This is a genomic window from Schaalia odontolytica (assembly GCF_005696695.1).
GTDB lineage: Bacteria > Actinomycetota > Actinomycetes > Actinomycetales > Actinomycetaceae > Pauljensenia > Pauljensenia odontolytica_C.
Genome location: NZ_CP040006.1, coordinates 2,198,575 through 2,220,482, shown reverse-complemented (window position 1 = coordinate 2,220,482; position 21,908 = coordinate 2,198,575). Strand labels below are relative to the sequence as shown.

At 68.1% G+C, this 21,908-nt stretch carries 17 protein-coding genes; 6 read left to right on the top strand and 11 right to left on the bottom strand.

Annotated features, from left to right (window positions below; all coding sequences use genetic code 11):
* Nucleotides 1–16: 16 nt before the first annotated feature.
* From FBF35_RS09835 to FBF35_RS09815, 5 genes are all read right to left on the bottom strand, one after another.
* Nucleotides 17–487 carry a hypothetical protein gene (locus FBF35_RS09835; protein WP_060565942.1) on the bottom strand — a complete coding sequence of 157 codons (471 nt, stop codon included), beginning with the start codon at nucleotides 485–487 and terminating at the stop codon, nucleotides 17–19.
* 148 nt (nucleotides 488–635) lie between these two features.
* A complete protein-coding gene (locus tag FBF35_RS09830; RefSeq protein WP_060565941.1) occupies nucleotides 636–1,826 on the bottom strand; it encodes a S8 family peptidase in 1,191 nt (396 codons plus the stop codon).
* A 125-nt stretch (nucleotides 1,827–1,951) separates the two neighbouring features.
* Nucleotides 1,952–4,531 (bottom strand): DEAD/DEAH box helicase, encoded by a 2,580-nt coding sequence (locus tag FBF35_RS09825; RefSeq protein WP_060566409.1) that lies wholly within the window; start codon nucleotides 4,529–4,531, stop codon nucleotides 1,952–1,954.
* Nucleotides 4,532–4,656: 125 nt separating this feature from the next.
* Nucleotides 4,657–5,139 (bottom strand): YbjN domain-containing protein, encoded by a 483-nt coding sequence (locus FBF35_RS09820; RefSeq protein WP_060565940.1) that lies wholly within the window; start codon nucleotides 5,137–5,139, stop codon nucleotides 4,657–4,659.
* The gene (locus tag FBF35_RS09815; RefSeq protein WP_034512581.1) at nucleotides 5,136–5,594 is read right to left on the bottom strand and encodes a YbjN domain-containing protein; all 459 of its coding nucleotides are present in this window, start codon (nucleotides 5,592–5,594) and stop codon (nucleotides 5,136–5,138) included. Before FBF35_RS09815 ends, FBF35_RS09820 begins: the two co-directional genes overlap by 4 nt.
* A 261-nt stretch (nucleotides 5,595–5,855) precedes the next feature.
* On the opposite strand from FBF35_RS09815, the gene FBF35_RS09810 reads away from it, so the two are divergent.
* The 5 genes from FBF35_RS09810 to FBF35_RS09780 all read left to right on the top strand — a co-directional run bounded on the left by FBF35_RS09810 (nucleotide 5,856) and on the right by FBF35_RS09780 (nucleotide 12,917).
* Nucleotides 5,856–6,947: a phosphatase PAP2 family protein gene (locus tag FBF35_RS09810; protein WP_060565939.1), complete on the top strand. Its 1,092-nt coding sequence runs from the start codon at nucleotides 5,856–5,858 to the stop codon at nucleotides 6,945–6,947.
* Between the two features lie 911 nt (nucleotides 6,948–7,858).
* Entirely contained in the window at nucleotides 7,859–8,383 is a 525-nt protein-coding gene (locus FBF35_RS09805; RefSeq protein WP_007589743.1) for a DoxX family membrane protein, read from the top strand.
* A 496-nt stretch (nucleotides 8,384–8,879) separates the two neighbouring features.
* Nucleotides 8,880–10,745 (top strand): ribonucleoside triphosphate reductase, encoded by a 1,866-nt coding sequence (locus tag FBF35_RS09795; protein ID WP_060565937.1) that lies wholly within the window; start codon nucleotides 8,880–8,882, stop codon nucleotides 10,743–10,745.
* Nucleotides 10,696–11,559: an anaerobic ribonucleoside-triphosphate reductase activating protein gene (locus tag FBF35_RS09790; RefSeq protein ID WP_060565936.1), complete on the top strand. Its 864-nt coding sequence runs from the start codon at nucleotides 10,696–10,698 to the stop codon at nucleotides 11,557–11,559. The genes FBF35_RS09795 and FBF35_RS09790 overlap by 50 nt, the downstream gene beginning before the upstream one ends.
* Nucleotides 11,560–11,675: 116 nt before the next feature.
* On the top strand, nucleotides 11,676–12,917 hold the full coding sequence (locus FBF35_RS09780) for a hypothetical protein (RefSeq protein WP_060565935.1): 1,242 nt from the start codon (nucleotides 11,676–11,678) through the stop codon (nucleotides 12,915–12,917).
* A 66-nt stretch (nucleotides 12,918–12,983) separates the two neighbouring features.
* Here the strand turns inward: FBF35_RS09780 and FBF35_RS09775 are convergent, their stop codons facing one another.
* Nucleotides 12,984–14,132 (bottom strand): acyl-CoA dehydrogenase family protein, encoded by a 1,149-nt coding sequence (locus FBF35_RS09775; RefSeq protein WP_060565934.1) that lies wholly within the window; start codon nucleotides 14,130–14,132, stop codon nucleotides 12,984–12,986.
* A 204-nt stretch (nucleotides 14,133–14,336) separates the two neighbouring features.
* Between FBF35_RS09775 and FBF35_RS09770 the strand changes: the two genes are divergently transcribed.
* Nucleotides 14,337–14,945 (top strand): LytR C-terminal domain-containing protein, encoded by a 609-nt coding sequence (locus tag FBF35_RS09770; RefSeq protein WP_187348952.1) that lies wholly within the window; start codon nucleotides 14,337–14,339, stop codon nucleotides 14,943–14,945.
* Nucleotides 14,946–15,045: 100 nt separating this feature from the next.
* On the opposite strand, the gene FBF35_RS09765 is transcribed toward FBF35_RS09770, so the two are convergent.
* The 5 genes from FBF35_RS09765 to FBF35_RS09745 form a co-directional block, all read right to left on the bottom strand.
* Nucleotides 15,046–16,293, bottom strand: coding sequence for an App1 family protein (locus FBF35_RS09765; RefSeq protein WP_060565932.1), 1,248 nt, complete (start codon nucleotides 16,291–16,293; stop codon nucleotides 15,046–15,048).
* A 46-nt stretch (nucleotides 16,294–16,339) separates the two neighbouring features.
* A complete protein-coding gene (locus FBF35_RS09760; protein ID WP_060565931.1) occupies nucleotides 16,340–17,560 on the bottom strand; it encodes an MFS transporter in 1,221 nt (406 codons plus the stop codon).
* Between the two features lie 153 nt (nucleotides 17,561–17,713).
* Nucleotides 17,714–19,234, bottom strand: a complete 1,521-nt coding sequence (locus FBF35_RS09755) for a multicopper oxidase domain-containing protein (RefSeq protein ID WP_187348951.1) — start codon at nucleotides 19,232–19,234, stop codon at nucleotides 17,714–17,716.
* Nucleotides 19,227–20,525: a hypothetical protein gene (locus tag FBF35_RS09750; protein WP_060565930.1), complete on the bottom strand. Its 1,299-nt coding sequence runs from the start codon at nucleotides 20,523–20,525 to the stop codon at nucleotides 19,227–19,229. Before FBF35_RS09750 ends, FBF35_RS09755 begins: the two co-directional genes overlap by 8 nt.
* Nucleotides 20,522–21,793: a hypothetical protein gene (locus FBF35_RS09745; RefSeq protein WP_060565929.1), complete on the bottom strand. Its 1,272-nt coding sequence runs from the start codon at nucleotides 21,791–21,793 to the stop codon at nucleotides 20,522–20,524. Before FBF35_RS09745 ends, FBF35_RS09750 begins: the two co-directional genes overlap by 4 nt.
* Between the last annotated feature and the right edge of the window lie 115 nt (nucleotides 21,794–21,908).

The following is a 21,908-nucleotide window of genomic DNA, read 5'->3' as shown; positions in this document are numbered from 1 at the left end:
TATCGTGCGTCTCGGGCTAGAAATCTGTCTGCGCGTCCTGGGTGGGCGCGCCGTTGGTGCCCGCCGTCGTTGCAGGATCGGGACTCGTTGCTGATCCCCCGGCAGGTGAGGAGGACGGGCTTGTCGAAGAAGTGGGCGTTGGTGAGGTGTAGGACGATGGGTCGCCCATCGAGTCGCGAAGCGCCTTCAGCTCGTCCCCCGTCGCCTGCTCAACGGCGGCAAAGTCCTCGATCGCTTGATCGACATTGCGCCCGAAGGAGAGGAGAGTGTCGCGCTCGGTAGCGGCAATTTTGCCGTATGTGCCGAGGAAAGAGATAAACGCGTTCCGCAGTGCCTGAGGGCCTGCTTCATCGGTCCAAAAACGCTCGTATTGTCCGTTCGAGAGGCGAGTGATTGCCTCGGAGCTGGAGGTGATTGCCGCCTCCCCTTGTTCGACGTCCTGGCGAGTTTGGGCGTGCTTGTTGGAATCGAAAGCGACGTCAGCCACGGCGCACCTCCTGCGTAGCGAGTCCGCCAAACACGTGTCCTGCGGAACAAAATGAGACGCTGATCAGCATATGACCAGGTGTTCAAGAAAACAAGTCATATGACGGACAACGGACGACGTGCAGCGGTAGTTACCGTGTCGTGTCGGATTACTTGCCGTGGTAGCGCGGGCTGGTCCCCAGGTGGGTGGGGTAGGGGTTGCGGTTGTCGAATAGCGTGCTCTGGTCCAGGCCTCGGTAAACGTAGGAGTTGTCGAAGGCTATGTCGAAGGGAGAGACGACCCCGTCCTCGTACTGCTGGATCTCCTCCGGAGTCGGCGTCGACGCGTCACCCTTGTTCGCCAGGGGATTCTCATCCGGGAATTGGGTTGGGTCGGTCGCCAGCATCGCAGCCGGGTCGATCGGACCGTAGCCGGTGTGCTCGTTCCAGGTGTGGTCCGGGTTGGTGCCCGTGTGAACGAGGAGTTGGAGCAACTGATTCGCGGTCGCCTCGGGCCACTTCTGGCGGGCTAAGGCCAGGAAACCAGCAACAAGGGGAGAGGAAATCGACGTGCCGCTGACCTGCGTGGTCTGTCGGGAGGAATAGTCGTGCACGGTCACGGGGCCGCTCACGGCTGCAGAGACGAGTCCGTCGCCGCTGGATGAGGACGCCACGACGGCACCCTGAGTGTCGATGGCGCCGACGCCGACAACGCCCGACCACCAGGCAAGCGACCGAGAGTTCCCATCCCGGCCAGAGTTCCCGCTCGCGGTGACGATGATGACGCCTTGAGACATGGCTCGAGCGACCGCCCACTTCAAAAAGACGTCCCGGTCGTCGCTCGACACCGACATGTTGATGATCGTCGCACCGTCATTCATCGCGTGGTTGGCGAGGGACGCGTAGGAATCCTTTCGCACGCCGAAGTCACCGCGGCAGTCATCGCCGGACACGTCGCCCTGCCCGGACAGGCTCGATCGGTACGAGAGGATCATCGCCGAGGGAGCGACCCCGTATCCGTCGGCGCCGATGACCGAGGCCACCGCCGTGCCGTGGGTCCGCGCGAACGGGCTGGACGTCACCGTGCACGGCGTCTTGTCCGTGATGGTTGTGCTCGACAGCTCGGGGGCTTTCGTGTCAACCTCGCCGTCGATGATCGCGATAGTGACGCCTTCACCCGTCAGGCCGGTGGCGTGCAGCTCGTCGAGGCGGTAGTAGGAGACGTACGGCTGATCCGCTGCCGTGATCGTGTCCGCCGCCCGCGCCGGGCCGGAGGGTAGTGCCGCGGTCCCCACAGTGAGCGCCAGCGTCGAGGTGACGACGCCGAGCAGGCGCGCCGTAGAAGAGGCAGGTGTCGTCATTGAAAGGGACTCCATCGTTGGACAGCCACGATGCGGCTCCTCGTGGCTGGCACACTGATCATGTGTTCGGCGTGATGGGGGACGTCGCTCAGCATATGGTGAGGTTACCGAAAAGGCAACGTGCATTACGCCCCCGGTGCGCGCTCCAGGAGGTAGGTAAGCAGCGTGATCGCGCCCTGTTTGGACAGGGGTTCGTTGCCGTTGCCGCACTTGGGGGATTGGACGCAGCGCGGGCACCCGGACTCGCAGTCGCAGGAGGAGACGGCCTCGAGGGTCGCGGCCACCCACGACCGCGCGCTGTGAAAGCCGGCGAGCACGTGCCCCGCGCCGCCCCGGAACGCGTCGTGGATAAAGACAGTGGGCGCGCCCGTGTCGTCGTGCAGCTCGGTGGACAGGCCGCCCAGGTCCCAGCGGTCGCAGGTCGCGACGATCGGCAGGATCCCGATCATCGCGTGCTCGGTCGCGTGCAGCGTGCCCGCCAGGTCCGCGGCCTCGATCCCCATCGCGGCCAGCGCCGCCGGAGTGAGCGTGAACCACGTCGACTTCGTGGGCAGGGTGTGGGTGGGCAGGAAGAGCTCGATGTTGCGGATGAACTCGAGCCCGGGCAGGCGCAGCAGGTCGTAGTCGGTGACCCGCGTCGACACGTTCGTCGGCCCGTGATGCCAGGTGACCGTGCCGTCCCCGCACACGTAGGTCTCCTCGATCGCGCAGACCTCGACGCTCGTGTGGGTCGCCGAGCGCGTGCGCAGGGGAGTGCGCACCTCCTCGACCAGGGCGACGCGCGCGTCGCCCGTCCGCGCGGGCGGGATGATGATCGACGAGGCCTGGGCCCCCTCCCGCTCCCCGCCCCCGAGGTGCTCGGTTCCCTGGGTGCCGCCCGGTGCCTCGGGCAGGAGGGCGCGCGGCCACCCCTGGGCGGCGGGAGCGGCGGGCGTGGTGAGGGAGGTGAGGCTCAGGACGTGGAAGGTGCGCCCCTGGTGGATGTAGATGGCGCCGGGGAAGACGTGGGCGTCGGCGGAGGCCTGGTCGATCGTACCGATGACGGTGCCGGTGGCCGCGTCGACGATCTGGACGTCGCCGGCGGCTCCGCGCAGGTCGGTGAGGTCGCTGGGACGCTCGGGCCTGGTGGCGTCCCAGAAGAACCCTGAGGGCCTGCGCTTAAGGTACCCGTCGGCGACGAGGCGCTCGGTGACGCCTCGCAGTTCCGGGCCAAAGTAGGTGATATCGGACGCCGTGATCGGCATTTCGGCGGCCGCGGCTGCGACGTGCGGTGCCAGCACCCACGGGTTGGAGGGGTCGATGACGGAGGCCTCGACCTCGCCGAGAATGTGCTCCGGGTGGCGCACTAGGTACGCGTCCAGCGGGTTGTCGGAAGCGATGAGCACGGAGGTTCCGGGCGCGCCCGCGCGACCCGCGCGGCCGATCTGCTGGCGCAGGGACGCGCGCGTGCCCGGCCAGCCGACCGTGATCGTCGCGTCCAGGCCCGAGATGTCCAGGCCCATTTCGAGCGCGGACGTCGTGGCGAGCGCCCGTACTTCTCCCGTGCGGATCGCCTCTTCGAGCGCCCGGCGCTCCTCGGGTAGGTAACCGCCGCGATACGCTCCCACCCGGCCCGCGTCCGCGGAACCACGCGCCGAGAGCCGGTCGCGCACCTGAGCGGCCACGGCCTCGGCCCCCGCGCGAGAACGCACGAAGGCGAGGAGGCGCGCCCCCTCCTCGACGAAAGCGGTGGCCAGGTTGGCGGCCTCGACCCCGGCGCTGCGTCGCACGATCGGGACCTTGAGGGTGGCCGTGCCGGGCGGCGCGTCGAGGGCCTCCAGGAAAGAAGAGATGTCGACCTCGGACTCGTCGGCCATGATCGCGCCCTGCCACAGGACTAGTTCGTGGGCGCCCGCCGGCGAGCCGTCCTCGGTGATGGCGACCGCGTCGCGCCCCGTGAGCGCGCGGCCCACCGCCGCCGCGTCGCGCACGGTCGCGCTCAGCATGACGACGCGCGGATCCGCGCCCAGGTGGTGGGCGACGCGCAGCAGTCGGCGCACGACCAGCGCAATGTGCGAGCCGGTCACGCCTCGCCAATGGTGGGCCTCATCGATGACGATGAGGCGCAGCGATGCCAGGAAACGTGACCACCGCTGGTGCGACGGAAGCATCACGTAGTGCAGGAAATCAGGGTTCGAGAGGATCAGGTCAGCGCCCGCCCGCGCCCACTCCTTCGCCTCGCGCGGAGTATCCCCGTCCACGGTCGTCGCGCGCACGCGGCGCAGCCTCTCATCGACGAGGCCGGGGCTCCCTTCCGCGTCTGCGCTCGCCTGCGCGTCGGCGGGCTTGTCGTCCTGGCCGAGAAGCGACATCAGCGAAGCCAGCTGATCCGCCGCCAGAGCCTTCGTCGGAGCCAGGTACAGGGCCGTCGGGCGGCGGTGAATCGCGGAAATGCGCGACGAATCCTCGGCCTCCACCAGGTCGGAGAGGATCGGCGTCCACGCGGCCAGCGACTTGCCTGACCCCGTGCCCGTCGCGAGCACGACGTCGCGGCCCTCGCGCACAGCGTCCAAGGCCTCGCGCTGATGGATCCACGGGCGCTCCACGCCCCGGCGCGCCCACGCGTCCACGACTGCGGGCGACACCCACTGCGGCCAATCCGCGATCTTCCCCGATCGGCCCGGCAGCGTCACGTGGCCGAGCAGCCGATCATCCCCGGCGCTCATGCGCTCCAGAACATCGAGCAGGTGCGCGGGAGAAGGAGAGGACAGGCCCTGCTGCGCCTGATCGGGCGAGGAAGCCCCGGCCTCGTTCGACGAAGACGTCTCAGAAGCGGGTGGCAGGTCAGCGCTCATTCGCGCCCGGATTCACCGAGCCCCAGTGCCTCGGAGGCGGACTCCTTCACGTACTGGATCGCCGCGATACCCGTCGAAATACCCGACGAAATCGCGTCACGCAGCTGCACATCCGACAGGCCGGCCTCCGTGTCCACCACGAAGTCCGCGTACACGCCCAGCGTCCCCTCCGGAGAGGTCGCCGTGTACACCGTCGGGAAATACTTCTCGCGATTCCAATTGTCGGCCGTCGCAAAAAGTGCGGGCTCCGCGCTCTCGGCCGGCAGATCCGACTCCCACAGCGCACGAATCGACAGGAAACGCCCCGCCGCATCGAACGACACGAGGAAAGGAATCTCGTCAAAAATAGCGCCCGCCGCGCGCCCCTTCTCGATCACGTCCAGCGCGTAACCCATCTCGCGCACGGCCTGAACGACCCGCTCAAAATCGGCCGGGTAGGGGGTCACGTCGTCCTCGGGCACCACGTACGGAACGTTCACAGCGACACCTCCCGACCCTGGGAATCCCAATCCACGAACCCGGGCAACGTCACCTCAAGATCTGCGAAGAAACCCATGATCATCGACATGGACGTCTCAAAGAAATTATCCAACTGAGCCTGCGTAAGCCCCGACATGACCACGACGTTGCACTCCGCGATCAGGCCGTACTGCGTGCCATCCTCCAGGGGCGCCAAGTACGCCTTCGGGCCAGTGCGCGTCGAATTGCAGGCCGCGACCTCGCGGGCAAGCTCACCGAACTGCTCCGGCGTGCGCGCAATCCCGCGCCACTGAGCGCGCAACTGCAAAATCTGAGGGTTCGTCGCATTCCAGAAAAAAGCGGCGTTCGGCGTCAGATACGCCAGCTCGCCCTCGTTGTAGTCGCCGAAACGCACGTCCCGGGAACGCAGCAAATCCCGAATGCGATCGGTGCTGACAGGTGAAGATGCAGCCACTGACAACTCCCGCGTGAGACATACAGAATCGGACACCCCCACTGTAACCGAGGCCTCTCTCCCGCGCGCGCCCACGTTGTCCGACAAGTCTTGACACGGGGCCTTCCGCGCCTTTTCGACGAGGCCAGGGCAGGTGCGCAGGGTGCCCACCCGCTGTGTGCTTGCCTTCGATTCGTGAGAAAGCGAAACCAATACACGCGCCCGCGCGTCCCTCCACTACAGTGGATACGAAATAACGCATCGACACGAACGGAGGACACCATGGACGACCCCAACGCCGCCCTGCCCTCCGACCCCACCGTCGACGAGTCCTACACCAAAGGCTCACGCCCCGTGCGCCCCCGCGCGCGCTCGTCGGCATCCGCCGAGACCGCCGGCCGCTCCTCCCGAGCGGAGCGCACCCCCGCTACCCAGCGGCCCACCCGAGGGCGTGCTCCCGGCCCCCAGACCAACGGCGAGGCCCCGGCGAATGGGTCCCAGCCTCGTCGCCTGACCTCCGACTCCTGGTACCGGCGCAAGCTCGCCCGACGCCTCGGGGGAGTTGCCGCCTGCCTGGCGCTGACGATGCTCATCAGCCACGTGGCGCTCTCGACCGCGCCCGGGCAGGTCCTCGACACGATCCTCATGGAAGGCACCATGCGCTCCGCGAGGCGCTACGAGGCCTTCTCCACCCTCATCACCGGCATCGTGTCCGTGCCCGTCATGGTCGCAGCCGGCATTGTCGTCGCCCTCGTCGCCGCTGCGCGACGGCGGCCCACGCTCGCAGGGCGCGCCCTCGGCGCTGTCATCGGCGCTAACATCACGACCCAGATCCTCAAGGACTACATCCTCACCCGCCCGAATCTGGGCGTCACGACCGGCGCCGGCAACTCCCTGCCCTCCGGGCACACGACCGTCGCCGTCACCCTGTCGCTGGCCCTCATCGTCGTCGCGCCCCAGTGGTTCCGCAGCCCGTCCGCGTGGATCGGCTGGGCGTGGACATCCCTCATGGGCGTGTCCGTCATGATGGAAGGCTGGCACCGCCCCTCCGACGTCATCACCGCCGCCCTCATCGCTGGAGCGTGGGCCCTCGCCCTGTCGCCCATCGAGCGGCGCCCCCGACACGGAGCGAAAGTCCAACGCGTCATGGTGTGGGCGAGCCTTGGACTCATCGTCATCGCACTGCTGGCCACCGGCGCCGCCATGTGGGGCTTCAGCATGTCCGCCGCGTCCCCAGGATCCGGCTACGGTTTCGAGGACTTCCTGCAGGTGAGGCCCTGGCGCTCGCGCGTCCTCGGCGTCGCAGCCGTCGCGTGGGTGAGCGCGGTGTGTGGCCTCATCATGCACGAGGTCGACCGCCTCGCGGGCGAGTAATTCCTGCTGAGCGTCGCCTGATCTGTGGCGTTGCTTGTTGCCCCACGGGTGTTCCGGGCGCCGGAGGGCCCGGCCGCTGTGTGTGCCGGTGGGCGGCGGCCCGCCCGCGAGCCGTCCGCGCCGCGAGCTTCGCTCGGCGCGTCGACTCGAAGCCCGGCCAGGCCTCGCCACCGCCCACGGGCACCGCGGCAGCTCCCTCCGGCGCCCTCCACACCGGCGGCGCTTGTGGTGTGCTGGGTGGCTTGGCGCGTCGTCTCGACTCCCGGCCAGGCCCCGCCACCGCCCACCGGCACCGCGGCAGCTCCCTCCGGCGCCCTCCTCACCGGTGGCGCTTGTGGTGTGCTGGGTGGCTTGGCGCGTCGTCTCGACTCCCGGCCAGGCCCCGCCGCCGCTCAGTAATTTCGCACGTAATTCCCCCGCGACTCTTTCAAACATTGAATTCAGATCGTTGGAATTGCAGTGTTTTCAGAGTTTGTTGAAACTTCGTCCAATCGAATTACGTGCGAAATTGCGGGGGAGGGGGCTCGTCTCCGCAATGGCACGCGAACTGGTGCATTGCCTGCCTTTTTGGTGCAACGCGTTGCCGGGCTGAAACCGCTGTCACCTTTGCGTCCCGGTATTCGTGCGTGGGTGAAACCGCCATCACCTTTGCTCGCCCGAAATGTGTGTTTTTGTGGCATTGTGGGCGAGCAAAGGCGATGCTGGTTTCAAGGTTGCCCCTGGATGCCTGAGCAGTGGTGCCACGGGTTTCACTGGGCCGCCACTTGTGCGCAGTTGTTTGCTCGATGGCCTCATGCTCACTGAACCGCCCCTGGCGTTGCAGGGTTTGGCCAGTGGATAATGGGAGGAGGGCAGCACGCCGTCGACGCCCATACAACGCCCACCCGCAGACCCGTCCCGAAAGGACCGACATGCCTCGTCCCGCATCAGCCGTCGTCACCTCCAAGCCCGCGCGCTTCGTCCTGGCCCTGCTGCGCATCGCGGTCGGCTTCATTTTCCTGTGGTCGTTCCTGGACAAGACGTTCGGCCTGCACTATTCGACGGGCCCCTCGCGCGCGTGGATCAACGGCGGAACGCCGGCGCAGAGCTACCTGACGGGCGCCACGACCGGCAAGCCCCTGGCCTCCTTCTTCGAGTCGCTGGCCATGCCCGCCATGGATTGGCTGTTCATGCTGGGCCTCCTGGGTATCGGCCTGGCATTCCTGCTGGGGATCGGTACGCGCCTCGCGGCTGTCGCGGGCGTCGTCATGTTGGGCTTCATGTATGCGGCGGTCGCCCCTTGGGTGTGGGGTTCCCTCAATCCGGTCGTCAACGAGCACCTGGTCTACGCGCTCGTTCTCATCCTGATTCCGCTGACCAGTGCGGGCGACACGCTCGGCCTGGGCGCGTGGTGGAAGGGCCTGGGGCTGGTGAAGAAGCTGCCCTTCCTCATCTGATTCGCATCGATCAACGAGGCCGTGGCCGGGTTTCCGGTTGCGGCCTCGCTGTGTTGTCGGCGGGCGCGCGGGGCGTGGCTGCGCAACGGGACGTTGGTCCTCAGTATATGTCGAAAAAGCGCGCGCGTGATGAGCGGAACTGCTCGCCGCGCGCGTCGCGCTTCTGACGCACGTATGACACTAGATATTGTGGTCACCATTCGCATCAAGCACTACATCTAGTGCTTGATGATCGCACGTCCCTAGACCTAGGGGAGCCTCGCACCGGGCGGAGGAAACCACCTCCACCCACAGTGCCACGGCCTCGTCCCGCGAGGGCGGAGCATCCACGACGTGTCGATCATGCGACCGAACAGCAGTACCGGCCCGCCGCCCACCGAAGCGACGGTAGGGCGAGAGGCGCATGTCGCCCCACACAGTTCCACGACACCACACACATCTCCCACCCAGTGCCCAGCAGCCCGCAGCACGCAACGGAATCAAGACAGGAAGAACAATGACTAGCGCACCCCGCTACGACGTCGACGCCATCGCAACCGTGCAGGAGTACCTCGACCGCTCCGATTGGCGGGTGAATGCCAACGCGAACCAGGGGTATTCGCTCGGCGGCCTCATCCTGAATTCGGCGGGCAAGATCGTCGCCAACTACTGGCTTGAACACGTCTACACCCCCGAGATCGGCGCCCCCCACCGCGAGGGCGACTACCACATCCACGACCTCGACATGTTCGCCGGATACTGCGCCGGCTGGTCTCTCAAGCGCCTGATCCAGGAGGGTTTTAACGGTGTGGGCGGCGCGATCGCCTCGGCCCCGCCCAAGCACTTCTCCTCGGCCTGCGGCCAGATCGTCAACTTCCTCGGAACCCTCCAAAACGAGTGGGCGGGCGCCCAGGCGTTCTCCTCCTTCGACACCTACATGGCCCCCTTCGTGCGCCTGGACAACATGGAGTACGAGGACGTCGTGCAGTGCATGCAGGAGCTCATCTACAACCTGAACGTGCCCTCGCGCTGGGGCAGCCAGTGCCCGTTCACGAACCTGACCTTCGACTGGACGTGCCCGGACGACCTCGCGGACGAGCACCCCCTCATCGGCGACGAGGTCGTCGATTTCACCTACGGTGAGCTGCAGCGGGAGATGAACCTCATCAACCGCGCCTTCATTGAGGTCATGACGGGCGGCGACGCGGACGGTCGCGTCTTCACGTTCCCGATCCCGACCTACAACATCACGCCCGACTTTGACTGGGAGGGCGAGAATGTCGACGCCCTCTTCGACATGACCGCGAAGTACGGCCTGCCCTACTTCCAGAACTTCATCAACTCCGACCTGGACCCGCACATGATCCGTTCCATGTGCTGCCGCCTGCAGCTGGACCTGCGCGAGCTCCTCAAGCGCGGCAACGGCCTCTTCGGCTCGGCGGAGCTGACCGGCTCGATCGGCGTGGTCACGCTCAACATGGCGCGCCTCGGCTACCTGTACAAGGGGGACGAGGAGGGCCTCGTCACGCGCATGGACGAGCTCATCGACCTGGCCTCGAAGTCCCTCGAGATCAAGCGCGAGACCATCCAGTACCACATGGACCACGGCCTCTTCCCCTACTCGCAGCGTTACCTGGGCACGCTCGATAACCACTTCTCGACGATCGGCGTCAACGGCATGAACGAGATGGTGCGCAACTTCAGCGACGACGCCTACGACCTGACGGACCCGCGCGGCTTCGACATGTGCGTGCGCATCCTGGATCGAGTGCGCGAGCGCATGGTCCAGCTCCAGGAGGCCACCGGCCACATGTACAACCTGGAGGCCACCCCCGCGGAGGGCACGACCTACCGCTTCGCGAAGGAGGATCGCAAGCGCTTCGCTGACATCATCCAGGCGGGCACGCCCGACGAGCCCTACTACACGAACTCCTCGCAGCTTCCCGTCGGCTACACGGATGATCCGTTCCAGGCCCTCGAGGATCAGGAGGTCCTGCAGGGCAAGTACACGGGCGGTACGGTCCTGCACCTGTACATGGGCGAGCGCGTCTCCTCGGGCGAGGCCTGCAAGGAGATGGTGCGCCGCTCGCTGACGGCCTTCAAGGTCCCCTACATTACGATCACGCCGACCTTCTCGATCTGCCCGGTTCACGGCTACCTGGCCGGCGAGCACTTCACGTGCGAGAAGTGCGCAGCCGCCCACCCCCACTCGGAGCCGCAGGCCTGCGAGGTGTGGACGCGCGTCATGGGCTACTTCCGCCCGGTCCAGTCCTTCAACATCGGCAAGAAGGGCGAGTACCACGAGCGTCAGATGTTCTCCGAGAGCGCCGCGGATGCGCACGGTGAGCTCGTCAGCGCGTTCCCTCCCGCGGGGAGTCGCTGACGTGGGCGCCCGTCCCCATGACGACGAGGCCGGGGCGACCCGGGAGGGCACGCTGAGCCTGGGCGTCCCCGGCCTCGTCGGGGGGCGGGCTGCGCGCGAGTGGACGCCGGACGACCTGCAGATCGCCGGCCTCGTGCCGATGTCGACCGTGGACTGGCCGGGAAAATTCGCGGCGTCCCTGTTCCTGCAGGGGTGCCCGTGGGCGTGCCCGTACTGCCACAACAGTGCGATCATCGACCCGCGCATCCCGGGTGTTGTCGCGTGGAGCGCGCTCGAGGATCTGCTGGCGCGCAGGCGCGGCCTCCTCGACGGCGTCGTGTTTTCCGGCGGCGAGGCGACCCGGCAGATCGCGCTCGGGGCGGCGATGGCTCGCGTGCGCGAGCTCGGCTTTGGCGTGGGCCTGCATACCGCGGGCCCCTATCCGCGGCGCCTCGAGGAGCTGCTCGGCGTGGGCCTCGTCGACTGGGTGGGCATCGACGTGAAGGCGACCCGGGGCAATTACGAGGCCGTGGCCGGCCGCAGCGGCGCGGGCGAGCAGGCGTGGGAGTCGCTGGGCATCGTCTTGGCCCACCCCGAGGTGGACCACGAGGTGCGCCTGACCGTCTACCCGGACGGGCCTGGCGACGGCTTCGAGGTGGCGGCGCGCGCACGCGAGATGGGGGCGAGGACCTTCGCCCTTCAGCAGGCGCGCGACATGGGGACGCCCGACGGCTTTTCCGCGACGAGGCCGGGGTGGGATGACCAGGTTCGTTCCCTCGCGCGGGACATCGAAACGCTGGACTTTGACAGGTTTATCTTCCGTGGGGACTCGTAGAGCATTTGTCAAGTGACAGCGCCGCATGTTGGGAAAAAATATGGGGAAGGTTTCACTTGTGACCACTGATCGCGGTATTGTGTAACAACCTCGTGACCATGAAGTCTGGAGTTTCGATGGCTGAAGAGCTGCACTTCGACGATCCTGCGGCGGCTGCCCAGGACCCGTCGACCGACGCCGAAGCGCTGCGCCAGCTGGCGTACCGCTACCCCGAGCTGCGCCCGGTCGTGGCCGCGCATCCGCACGCGTACCGCGGGCTGCTCGACTGGTTGCACCAGTTCAACGACCCGCAGGTCAACGCGGCCCTCGAGGCTCGCGACGACTATGACGGCTACATCGACTCCAACGGCTACCTCGTCATGCACGGAGACGTGTCCGGCGCGGTCGCCGGCTCGTCGATCCGCACCTCCGAATCCGGCATGTACGTCCTCGGTCAGGGCGGCGTGAACTCTTACTCGCAGGTCGAGCGCACCACCCCCTACTCGGCTGTCGTCGGCACGAATGCTCCCGTCCCGCAGGTGGGTGCTCGCGAGCAGGTCGTCGCCCAGGTGCAGCGTCATTCCATCATGGGCAGCAAGGGAGCACAGGATCCCGAGGCGACCGCCGTCTACCCGAGCGCGTCCTCCGGCTCGTCCTACCCGAGCGCGTCGGGTACCCCCGCGCGGCCCCAGTCCACGCCGCAGGCCTACCGGGGCGCCGGCGCCTCCTACCAGGTGCAGCCCACTGCCTCGCAGGAGGTTGCGCCGAAGGAAGAAAAGGAACGCCGTGGCTTCCCGATGATGGGCCTCGTCCTGGGCATCCTAGGCCTGATCGCAGTGATCCTCCTCGGCTTCGTCATCTACGTCTTCACGCGCGGATACGAGGGCCCGGCCACGAGCTCGGACGCGACCCCCTCGGCCTCCTCTTCGGCGCCGGCACACGCGACGCCCTCACCGAGCGCGACCACGGAGGAACCCGTCAAGTACCCGGCGCCCGCCGGTGCGATCACCGTGGACTCTTTCTCGTCCCCGTCCGGCAACATCACCTGCTCCTTCACCGCTGACGGCGTTAGCTGCGGCATCAAGGAATCCGACTGGGCCGAGGACGGATACGCCTCCTGCTCCGGCAGCCAGGTCGGCGTCCTCACCGCCTCGAAGGACAAGGCGGGCCAGTCCTGCGAGGCCGCGGTGCCGGGCGGCGGCAACGCCCTCGCGTACGGCGCCGCAGCGGCCAAGGGCGACTACGCCTGCCACTCCACGCAGGATGGCATTAGCTGCTGGAATACGAAGACCGGCCAGTCGTTCGCGCTGGCACGCGGCGGCTGGATGACCGGTACGACCGGCGAGATCGGTCCCCAGAAGTTCAGCTGGAACGACTGACATCACGCGCATAACAGGGGCGGGCCCGAGGACATCCTCGGGCCCGCCCCTTAAGTCTGCGCAAGCCTACTGGGCCTTCTCGATGGGGCCCAGGATCAGGTTTGCCCACGCGGCGTGCAGGGACTCCTGGTCGGAGGGCTGGAAGAGGCCGGCGAGCGCGTCGCGGTACAGGCGCGAGAGCTCGTGCGTGTTGTAGTAGGCGCTGCCGCCGCACGCGCGCATGGCCTGCTCGACGGCACGAAGCGTGGCCTCGGCGGCCGCGTTCTTCGCGGCGGACAGCTGCGGCATCCACGAGCGACCGCGGTCCACGCCCTCGTCGATGTCGCGCGCAAGCTCGCGGATCTGCGGGCCGACCGCGTTCATGATGAGGGCGGCCTCGGCGATGCGCCAGCGGATGTCCGGGTCGTTGGAGTAGGTCGTCTGGTTCTTCACCGAGCGGCGCTTCGCCACGTGCTCGGCGGCCACCTCGACCGCGCGCTCGCCGACTCCCTGGTAGGTGGCGGCCAGCAGGATCTCGAAGTGGGAGAAGATGCCGAAGATGACCGGGTCGGCACTCGGGCCGGGATCTGTGATCGTGAGGATACGCTCCTCGGGCACGGTGACGCCCTCGAGCAGGGTCGTCATGGACTGGGTGGCGCGCATACCCAGCGTGTTCCAGTCGTCCTTGATCGAGTAGCCTTCGTCGTCGCGGTGGACGATGCCGAACACGGATTTGGGGCCCTCCTCGGTCTCCGCGCGCCCGAAGATGAGCAGGCGCGTCCACACGGGGGACAGGGAGGTGAAGATCTTGGTGCCTTCGAAGGAGTAGCCGCCGTCTGCGGTCGCGGTCGCGCGCGTCGTCGAACCGAAGAGCACGAGGTCGTTGCCCGGCTCGGAGATGCCGAAGCCAAAGACCTCGCCGGCGACCGCGTCGCGCAGGATCTGCTCACCGCGCGCGTTGCCGTGGGCGCCCAGGTAGCGGCCGAGGCCGACGATGATCTGGTGCATGTTGATGCCCAGTGCCGTGCCGGGAGCGGCCTTGGCCAGGGCCGTCTGCTCGGCGGCGATCTCGGTGAGGCTCAGGCCCGCGCCACCGAACTCGGTGGGAACGAAGGCCGACAGGTATCCGGCCTCGCGTAGCTCCTCCAGATCCTTCTCGGGGTAGGCGTTGGTGGCGTCCGCGTCGGCGGCGCGCTCGTGGATGCGGGCGAGCAGGTCGGAATCCAGGAAGCTCATCGCGGTCCTCTTTTCGGTGGGGGTGAACGAGGCCGGGGTGCCTCGTGCGCGTCGGCGCCCTTCGAGGGGCGGTAGCGCGTGGAATGTCCCCGTTACTCAGGGTGACCTAACTGTAACGCTGAGTGGGACGCGTGGGCGAGATGTAATGTGCCTGACGGGGCGTTGTCTGGCCTCGGGCCGCCCCTATTAGCTAGGGTGGATACTGTGAGTACTCCGAACGCGCCCCGCCCTGCCCTCACTCCGCGTCAGCGTTTCCTGCGCGAGCGTCAGCAGCGCCAGAACACGACGTTCGCTGTCATCGGCATCGCGATGATAGTGGCCGCGGTGGCGGCCGCCCTCGTGTTCACGGGAATCGTTCCCGTCCCGTTCGGCAACGACTTCTCCGTCAAGGTCAAGTATGCCGAGACCGGTGACATCCCGTGTCCGACGGCGGACGCGAAGCCCGTGGCCCCCTCGCAGGTCACCGTCACGGTCATCAACACGACTCAGCACCAGGGCCTGGCCTCCAAGGCCACGGATATGCTCTCAACCGCCGGCTTCCAGACCGAGGAACCGGCGAACTCGGACACCGAGTACACCGGCAAGGTGCGCATCACCGCACGCGCTGACTCGGTGGACGCCGCCTATTCGGTGGCTCGATTCTTCCCCGGCTCCCACGTGCGCCTCAGCGACGCGGAGGACGCCACCGTCAAGGTCGAACTCGGCACCTTCTACGACGACACGATGAGCGCCGAGGACGTGCAGCGAGTCCTCAAGTCCAACGACTCGATCGAGCAGCCCGCGAAGTGCCGACCGATGTCGGGCACGAAGTAGGACTGAGACAGACGAAAGGCCGCCCCGAGTGGGCGGCCTTTTCGCATCGGCTGCGCCGCTCGTTGACCGAAGAGAGCCGCGGGCGATGGGGGCGTTGCGCTCAGCGGCCGGTCAGAGGCCCGGCCGTGCCACGGCCTCGTATGTTCTCCAGGAGTGCCTCGCCGTCCGACCCGTACCAGACGGGGACGGACTCGGGGACGGTCCACAGGGCGTCGGGCACCATGGCCTCGAAGCTGCCGTGCGCCATGAACTGCTCGATCTCGGACAGGGAGCGGATCGCGATGCCGGCGACGCACTGCGGGAACTCGCGAGCGAACTCCGCGTAGATCTCCGGGTCGTGCTGCCCGTCGTCGCCGACGAGGAGCCAACGCATGTGCGGGAACATGCGGGCCAGGCGGCGCAGCTCGCGGCGCTTGTGCTCCGGCCCCGAACGGAACCATCCCGTATTCGAGGGGCCGAAGTCCGTCATGAGGAAGCCGCCGGCCGGGTAGCCGGAGCGCTCCAGGAAGGAACGCACCGTCGGCACGACGTTCCACGCGCCGGTGGACAGGTACATGATGGGGGAGTGGGTGCCCTCGGGCACACCCTCCGACGAGGCCGACGACGTCGTCAGCGTCGTCAGCAGGTTCGCCATGCCGGGGACGGCCTCGCGTGAAGACACGCGGTCCAGGAAGGCGTGCTTCGCGGCCGTGACCAGTCGCGGCAGCATCGACACCATGACGGTGTCATCGATGTCGGAAACCACGCCGAAATGCTCATGATCCGACACGATGCGCAGTCGTACGGAGGTGGGGCGGCCGGCGCGGATGCGGCCCTTGCGGGGGCGCTCGTACATCGCCGAGGCCGGGGCGGGCAACGGGGTCGCCGTGCGCAGAGTGGTCGCGAGCTTGGCGGCGGTGTCCTCGGACAGGCCGAGCGCACGCACGTCGCCCGCGTGCAGGACCTGGATGGTCGCGTCGTGCCAGCCGGGTTCGAGGCCGTGGCCCAGAACCGTCATGTCGACGAATCCGCCGCGGTCCGCGAATGCGAGTCGGCGCGCGTTGCCGACCGTGATGAGTACGGGCTGGCGGGGGACCTGCGCGTTGAAGAACTGGCGCCACCCGCGCCGGGTCTGCAGCCAGGAACGACCGTCGTCGCCGCGCGCCATGAGGACGCGGCCGAGGATGCGGGCGCTGCGCTCGGAGCCGATGCCGCCGAATCCGACCACGCCCGGGTAATACCAGCCCTGCGACATGGCGGCGACCAGCAGAGACGAGGCAAATTCACCCACGCCTGCCGTCAGGGCGAGCGCGAGCGACGGTGATTCGTCGTCGATGAGGGGCGGTCGGAGGCGCATGAGGGCAATCATAGGTCCTCGCGCCCGTGCGGGCGCAAGAATCGAAGGGAATCCGTCCTTAGTCGAGGGGCAGCGTGGGCTTGGGGGTGGCTGCTGTGCCCTTACGCAGCGCGGGCAGGCCGATCAGCATGAGGAGGACCATCGCCCACCCTGCGCCGGCCATGGTGAACAGGCCGCCGCGCGCACCGATCGCGTCGATCGCGGGTCCGGCGATCGCCGTGCCCAGCGAGGTACCCAGGTTGATCGAGGTGGACATCCAGGTCAGGCCCTCGGTGAGCTTTGCGGGGGAGACGGACTTCTGGATGATGACGTTGACGTTCGTCATCGTGGGGGCGCAGGTGAGGCCCGTGATGAGGATGACGATGGCCATCGTCCAGACGTTGAACGCCACGGGGAACAGGCTCATGCCGATCGCCATCGCGATCACGCCGATGACGAAGAGCTGCCAGGTGGGGCGCCTCCACGTTCGTGCGCCGTACACGAGGGCGGCCGTCAGGGAGCCGATCGAGAAGAGGGCGAGGAGGATGCCGCCAAGCGCGGGGGAGCCCAGTTCCTCGGTGAAGCTGACCATCGACACTTCCATCGCGCCGAACGTCATGCCCATGCCGATGTAGGTCGCGGCCATGACGAGGACGACGGGCTTGCGGATAACGGACTCGCGCGGGGCGCTGGGATCGTAGGGGATGATCGCGGGCTCAGAGCCGCGGCGCGACAGGAAGAGAGCGCCGCCCACCGCCAGGCTGACGATTGAGATAATGAGGCCGGTCGCGGGGTGCACCGCGGTGCCCAGGACCGTGGAGAGCACGGGGCCCACGATGTACACAAACTCGTCGACCGCGGACTCGAGGGCGTAGGCGGTCGTCAGCTGTCCGGGCTTGTGCAGGATCGTCGACCAGCGCGAGCGCACGAGCGCGCCGGGCGCCCCCCACGTGGCGCCCGCGAGGGCGGCCGGAATGAAGAGCGTCCACGCCGGGGCGTGCATGAAGACGGCCGCGACCAGCGCAGACATCGACAGGACCGAGATAGTCCATGCGGGGCCCATGACGCGCAGCTGCCCGTAGCGGTCGACGCGGCGCGCGAGGATGGGCGCGCACAGTGCCATGACGATGATGTTGACGGCGGAAACCGCGCCGGCCAGCGTGTAGTTTCCGTACTCGGTGCGCACCATGAGGATTGTTGACAATCCCACCATGGACATCGGCATGCGTAGCACAAGTCCAGCCGCGGAGAATTTCCAGGACTGGCGGTAACGCAGAATGTCAAGATAGGTGCCGAGCATCCATCCATTCTATCGCCGGGGCAGCGTCCCGAAAGCCACGTGGAATGGGGCGTTCGTAACCATTCGGACCCTCCGCGAGGGGAGGGGATACCGCGAAAAAAGCCACGGCCTCGTCAAAAAGGACGAGGCCGTGGCCGGGGAGCGGGGAAAGGTCTAGTCGGTCACCTCGAAGACGCCGAGCTGGCCCTTTTCCGCCAGGGAGAGAGCGTGGTTAACGAACGCGTAGTGGCCGGCCTCGAGCGGTGTGAACTCGACGAATCCGCCCTCGGCGGCGCCCAGCGTGAGGACCTGCCCCCAGCCGCCGCCGCTTCCGCCGCCTCGGATCACGTAGGCACCCTCGCGCCACACGGTGTCGAACTGGGTGCCGACGACGTGGAAGGTGGTCGCCAGGTTCGGGCCCGCGTCCATGACCCACACGCGCACGCGCTCGTTGGTCTTGACCTGGATCGGGTGAGCCTTGTACTGGAAGGGCACGCCGTTGAAGGCCATCGCGTTGGGCTGCAGGGCCGACAGGAGTGAGGCGTCAGCGGGCTGCCCGTCCGCGCCCAGGTAGAGCTCGGAGGCGACCATGACGTACTCGCGGTCGACCTTATCCAGGTCGGTCGGGTCGATGATGACGGCCCCGAACATGCCGTTCGCGATGTGCATCGACATGGGCGCGGTCGAGCAGTGGTAGAGCCAGATGCCCGCGTTCTTCGCGACGAAGGTGTACTCGAGGGTCTGCCCGGGTTCGATTGAGTGCATGACGTTGTCGGGGGCGACGAGGCCCGCGTGGAAGTCCAGCGAGTGGCTCATCGTCCCGTTGTTGACGAGCGTGATGTGGAAGGTGTCGCCGATGTGTCCGTGCAGGATTGGGCCGGGTGCGTCCCCGTTGAAGGTCCACGTCTCGCGCGTGAGAGAGCTCGTGACGTTGACGGTCTGCTCGGTGACCGTGAAGGTGTAGTGGCGCTCGGTCTCGTTCGTGGCGGGCGGCAGCGCAGGGTCGCGTGCGTCGATCGTCGCCGCGTAGTCCGTCAGGGCCGTCGGGGTGGCCGGTCCTGCGGCGGCGTCCTGGCCGTGGTCGTGCCCGTGGTGCGCGTGGCTACCCGAGGCCGAGGTCCCCGAGGAGGACGAGGACGACGATGACGCGCCCGTGGCCTGCACGTGCAGGGTCATGCCCATCTCGCGGTGACCCGGCAGGGAGCACCAGCCCTCGACGTCGCCGGAGATGACACCGAGGTCGAGTTCCTTCGTCTCACCCGCGGCGAGCGACCCGGAGGATACGCCCGTCTCGAACACCAGGTCGTGGCGCTGGTCCCCCGAGTTCGTGAAGTCGACGATGAGGCGATCGCCGACCGGCACCTCGATGTGGTTGGGCGTGAACGCCATTCCGTCGACGCCCACGGACACGCGGGTCGTGTGCCCGGTCGGCGTCACCGACGAGGCCGTGGTCCCGGTCCCCGTTCCCGTGCCCTGCGTCGTGGGCGCGGACGGGTTGGACAGGAAGATTGCGAGAGCGAGCGCCACGACGGAGACGACGCCGACGATTGCTCCGGCTGTGCGGCTCACGGGCGAGTGATCGCCCGCAGGACTCATGCGCAGCTTGGGGGTTCCCGTCGCGGGGCCTTTCGGGGCGGGCGTCTTCGGCTTCTCGCCTCCCGACGACGGCGAAGCGGACAGGTTCAGGTCAGCCACGGCGGCCTCCTTGCGTGGTGGGGTATGAATCGGCGGCGCGCTTGGCGCGCGCCTGGGCCACGCCGCAGCGGGCCATGAGGACGATGTCGACGACGTAGGTGGCCAGCAGGACCACCCACGCGGCGATGGTGAGGCGTTCGGCGGACGTTCCGCCCAGGGACGCGACGGCGAGCGCGAGGAGCGCGGCCACGTTGCGAGCGGCCTCCCGGATGGGCGCCCCGGCCTCGAGCACGCCGACGCCGACGCGCACCGCGGACGGGCCGCCGCCAATCACGACGGGCATCAGGTAGGTGAGCGCGCCGACGAAGAGCTGGCCCAGCCCGGCCGCGCCCAGGATCGGCATCCACGCGAGGAAAGCCGAGCGCAGCCCGGTCGCGTCCGCCGCCCCGAAGGCGCGCAGGGACGCTCCCGCGCCGGCGATGAGGATCCAGGCGGCGCCCAGCATGAGGGACCACGCGCCGTACTCCGCCGGGCCCTTCTTCAGCGCCACGCGGACCAGCGGAACGCCCACGCCCAGGGTGGCCGCGCCCACGACGATGAGGAGGCCCACCGAGGCAACGCGCATCGACCCGGCCACAGCGCCCGTGACGGCGATGAGAAGCGCGGCCACCCACAGGGGCAGGGCGCTCGTCGCGAAGGACACGGCACGCGGATCCATGCGCGTGCGCATCGCGGTCGGCCCCAGCGTCACCAGGGTCCCGCCCATCGTCAAGCCCACCCATCCGGCGACACCCGCCAGCGCGTGGGCGACCGTCAGGCGATCCCGGGCCTCGGCCAGCCACGCGGGAGCGTCCGCGTCGAACATGGCCGCCGTGACGAAACCCGCCAGCGTCGCGCCGAGCACCAGGAAGAACGCGGCCGCGATGTAGTAGCGGATGATGACCGCGAAACGCGAAGCCAGGCGCTCGCGGGACGCGGTGAGCAGCGCCCACCCGTGCCAGGCCGCGATCAACCCGACAACGGTCGCGCCCGTGACGGTCGCGTGCCACAAGCCCGACCACATGCCGCCGATGAGGAGCAGCAGGGAAAGGTTGAACGCAATGATGCGCACGGTGTTGTCCCGCCCCGCGCGCCGGTCGTCCGGGGCCAGGTGAGCGAGCGCGCGCGTGAAGTACCAGGACCACTGGAAGATCCCGTTCGACAGGACGCCCAGGGTCACTAGGTGGATCATCGTCCACAGGTTCTGCGGGATGCGGCCTCGAGCGACAATCGTGACCGCGGCGGCGATGGCCGCCACGCACATCCAGACGGAGGTCGCGCGGTCGGTGCGCGGAACGCGAGGCTTGTTCATCGGGCCTCCCGAGCATTGGCGCGCGCCCGGCGAATCGTCACCGTCAACGTCGTGGCGACGAAGAGGAGCATGCCGACGACCCCGAGGGTGCCGCCCAGGCGCCACGGGTAGGCGGCCTCGCGCGCGCCCGCGAGGAGACGCAGCAGGAGGGAGACCTGCAGGAATGCGAAGGGGACCCACATGGCGGGGTGGTACGGGACCTCGCGCCGGGCGACCGCCGGGATGATGACGGGCGCGTGGGCCAGCAGCATCGAGACGACGAAGCCGATCGTGATCGCGTGGACGCCGGCATCGTAGCCGTATCCGTCGAAAGCGGGCGGAGCGATGACCCACATCAACGCGGGTACAAGCGCCCACGCGTATCCGCTCAGCATGCACACGGCCGCCAGGCGAGGCAGGCCGCTCATGCGCACGGTGCCGCGCGCGACGTCATGCCACGCGGTGTCCGCCGCGAGGACACCGAGGGAGAGCCCGATCAGCGGGTAACCGATCGCGGGGGAGTAAAGCGCGACGGTCAGGCCCACCATGAGGGCGGCGCTCTCGGCGGTGATGCGCCGCTCGGTGGAGCCGGACGCGAAGGCGAGGCGTGCGAGCTCGACGCGCTCGCCGACGATCGTGACGATCAGGAAGGCCAGCCACCAGGGCACTGCGCGCGGCGTCTCCAGGCCTCGCCACCACAGGAGGATGCCGCCCAGGCCAATGAGAGCGCCCATCAGCTGGATGAGGACCGCGTGGGTGGCCTGACGGCGCGCCCACACGTAGCAGTAGATCGCCGTCAGCAGCGCCATGCCGAGGGTGATGAGGAAGCCGGGCATCATCCGCTCGGTCGCGAATCCGGGCAGGTGGGCGGCCAGGTAGCGTGGGATCGGGAGGTTCGCGAGCGCCGCGCGCGCCCCCTCGTTCAGGGAGATGACGACCGCACTGACGCCGCCGGCTCCGGTCAGTAGGGGAGCGGCGTACGCCCACGCGCGCCGCCCGTCGGACTGCAGGGCGACCGCGCGCTCGAGGCAGATCGCGGTGCCCAGGAACCCGTAGATCATGAGGAGTCCGTGCACGGTCCCCAGGCTCGTCGAAGCCACGGGGGCGAGCGCCCCCAGGCGCACGAGGGAGGCGTCCAGTCCCGCCAGGAGCGCGACGCCCGCGAGGAGCAGGAACGCGAGGCGGCCGACGGGCAGCCGGGGGATGGGAGGCCTCGTCGCTATCGACGAGGCCTGGGCTGGCGCATCCGGTCCCGCGTCGTGTGCGGGTGGGCGGGATGCCTCGCTCATGTGGGGCTCCTGGAGTCGGTGGGCGTTGCCGTTGTTCCCATCTGGGGACAGTGCCAAGGTAGCGGCCCTGCACGTACTTTTCTAGGGATAAAAACGGTGAAATTGGGTGATGGGC

What these genes read in the sequence shown, in the direction of transcription:
- FBF35_RS09810 (WP_060565939.1), top strand. Translation starts at nt 5,856, where the DNA reads ATGGACGACCCCAACGCCGCCCTGCCCTCCGACCCCACCGTCGACGAG.
- FBF35_RS09745 (WP_060565929.1), bottom strand. Translation starts at nt 21,793, where the DNA reads ATGAGCGAGGCATCCCGCCCACCCGCACACGACGCGGGACCGGATGCG.
- FBF35_RS09790 (WP_060565936.1), top strand. Translation starts at nt 10,696, where the DNA reads ATGCGCACGGTGAGCTCGTCAGCGCGTTCCCTCCCGCGGGGAGTCGCT.
- FBF35_RS09760 (WP_060565931.1), bottom strand. Translation starts at nt 17,560, where the DNA reads ATGCTCGGCACCTATCTTGACATTCTGCGTTACCGCCAGTCCTGGAAA.
- FBF35_RS09765 (WP_060565932.1), bottom strand. Translation starts at nt 16,293, where the DNA reads ATGATTGCCCTCATGCGCCTCCGACCGCCCCTCATCGACGACGAATCA.
- FBF35_RS09775 (WP_060565934.1), bottom strand. Translation starts at nt 14,132, where the DNA reads ATGAGCTTCCTGGATTCCGACCTGCTCGCCCGCATCCACGAGCGCGCC.
- FBF35_RS09825 (WP_060566409.1), bottom strand. Translation starts at nt 4,531, where the DNA reads ATGAGCGCCGGGGATGATCGGCTGCTCGGCCACGTGACGCTGCCGGGC.
- FBF35_RS09805 (WP_007589743.1), top strand. Translation starts at nt 7,859, where the DNA reads ATGCCTCGTCCCGCATCAGCCGTCGTCACCTCCAAGCCCGCGCGCTTC.
- FBF35_RS09795 (WP_060565937.1), top strand. Translation starts at nt 8,880, where the DNA reads ATGACTAGCGCACCCCGCTACGACGTCGACGCCATCGCAACCGTGCAG.
- FBF35_RS09780 (WP_060565935.1), top strand. Translation starts at nt 11,676, where the DNA reads ATGGCTGAAGAGCTGCACTTCGACGATCCTGCGGCGGCTGCCCAGGAC.
- FBF35_RS09750 (WP_060565930.1), bottom strand. Translation starts at nt 20,525, where the DNA reads ATGAACAAGCCTCGCGTTCCGCGCACCGACCGCGCGACCTCCGTCTGG.
- FBF35_RS09830 (WP_060565941.1), bottom strand. Translation starts at nt 1,826, where the DNA reads ATGACGACACCTGCCTCTTCTACGGCGCGCCTGCTCGGCGTCGTCACC.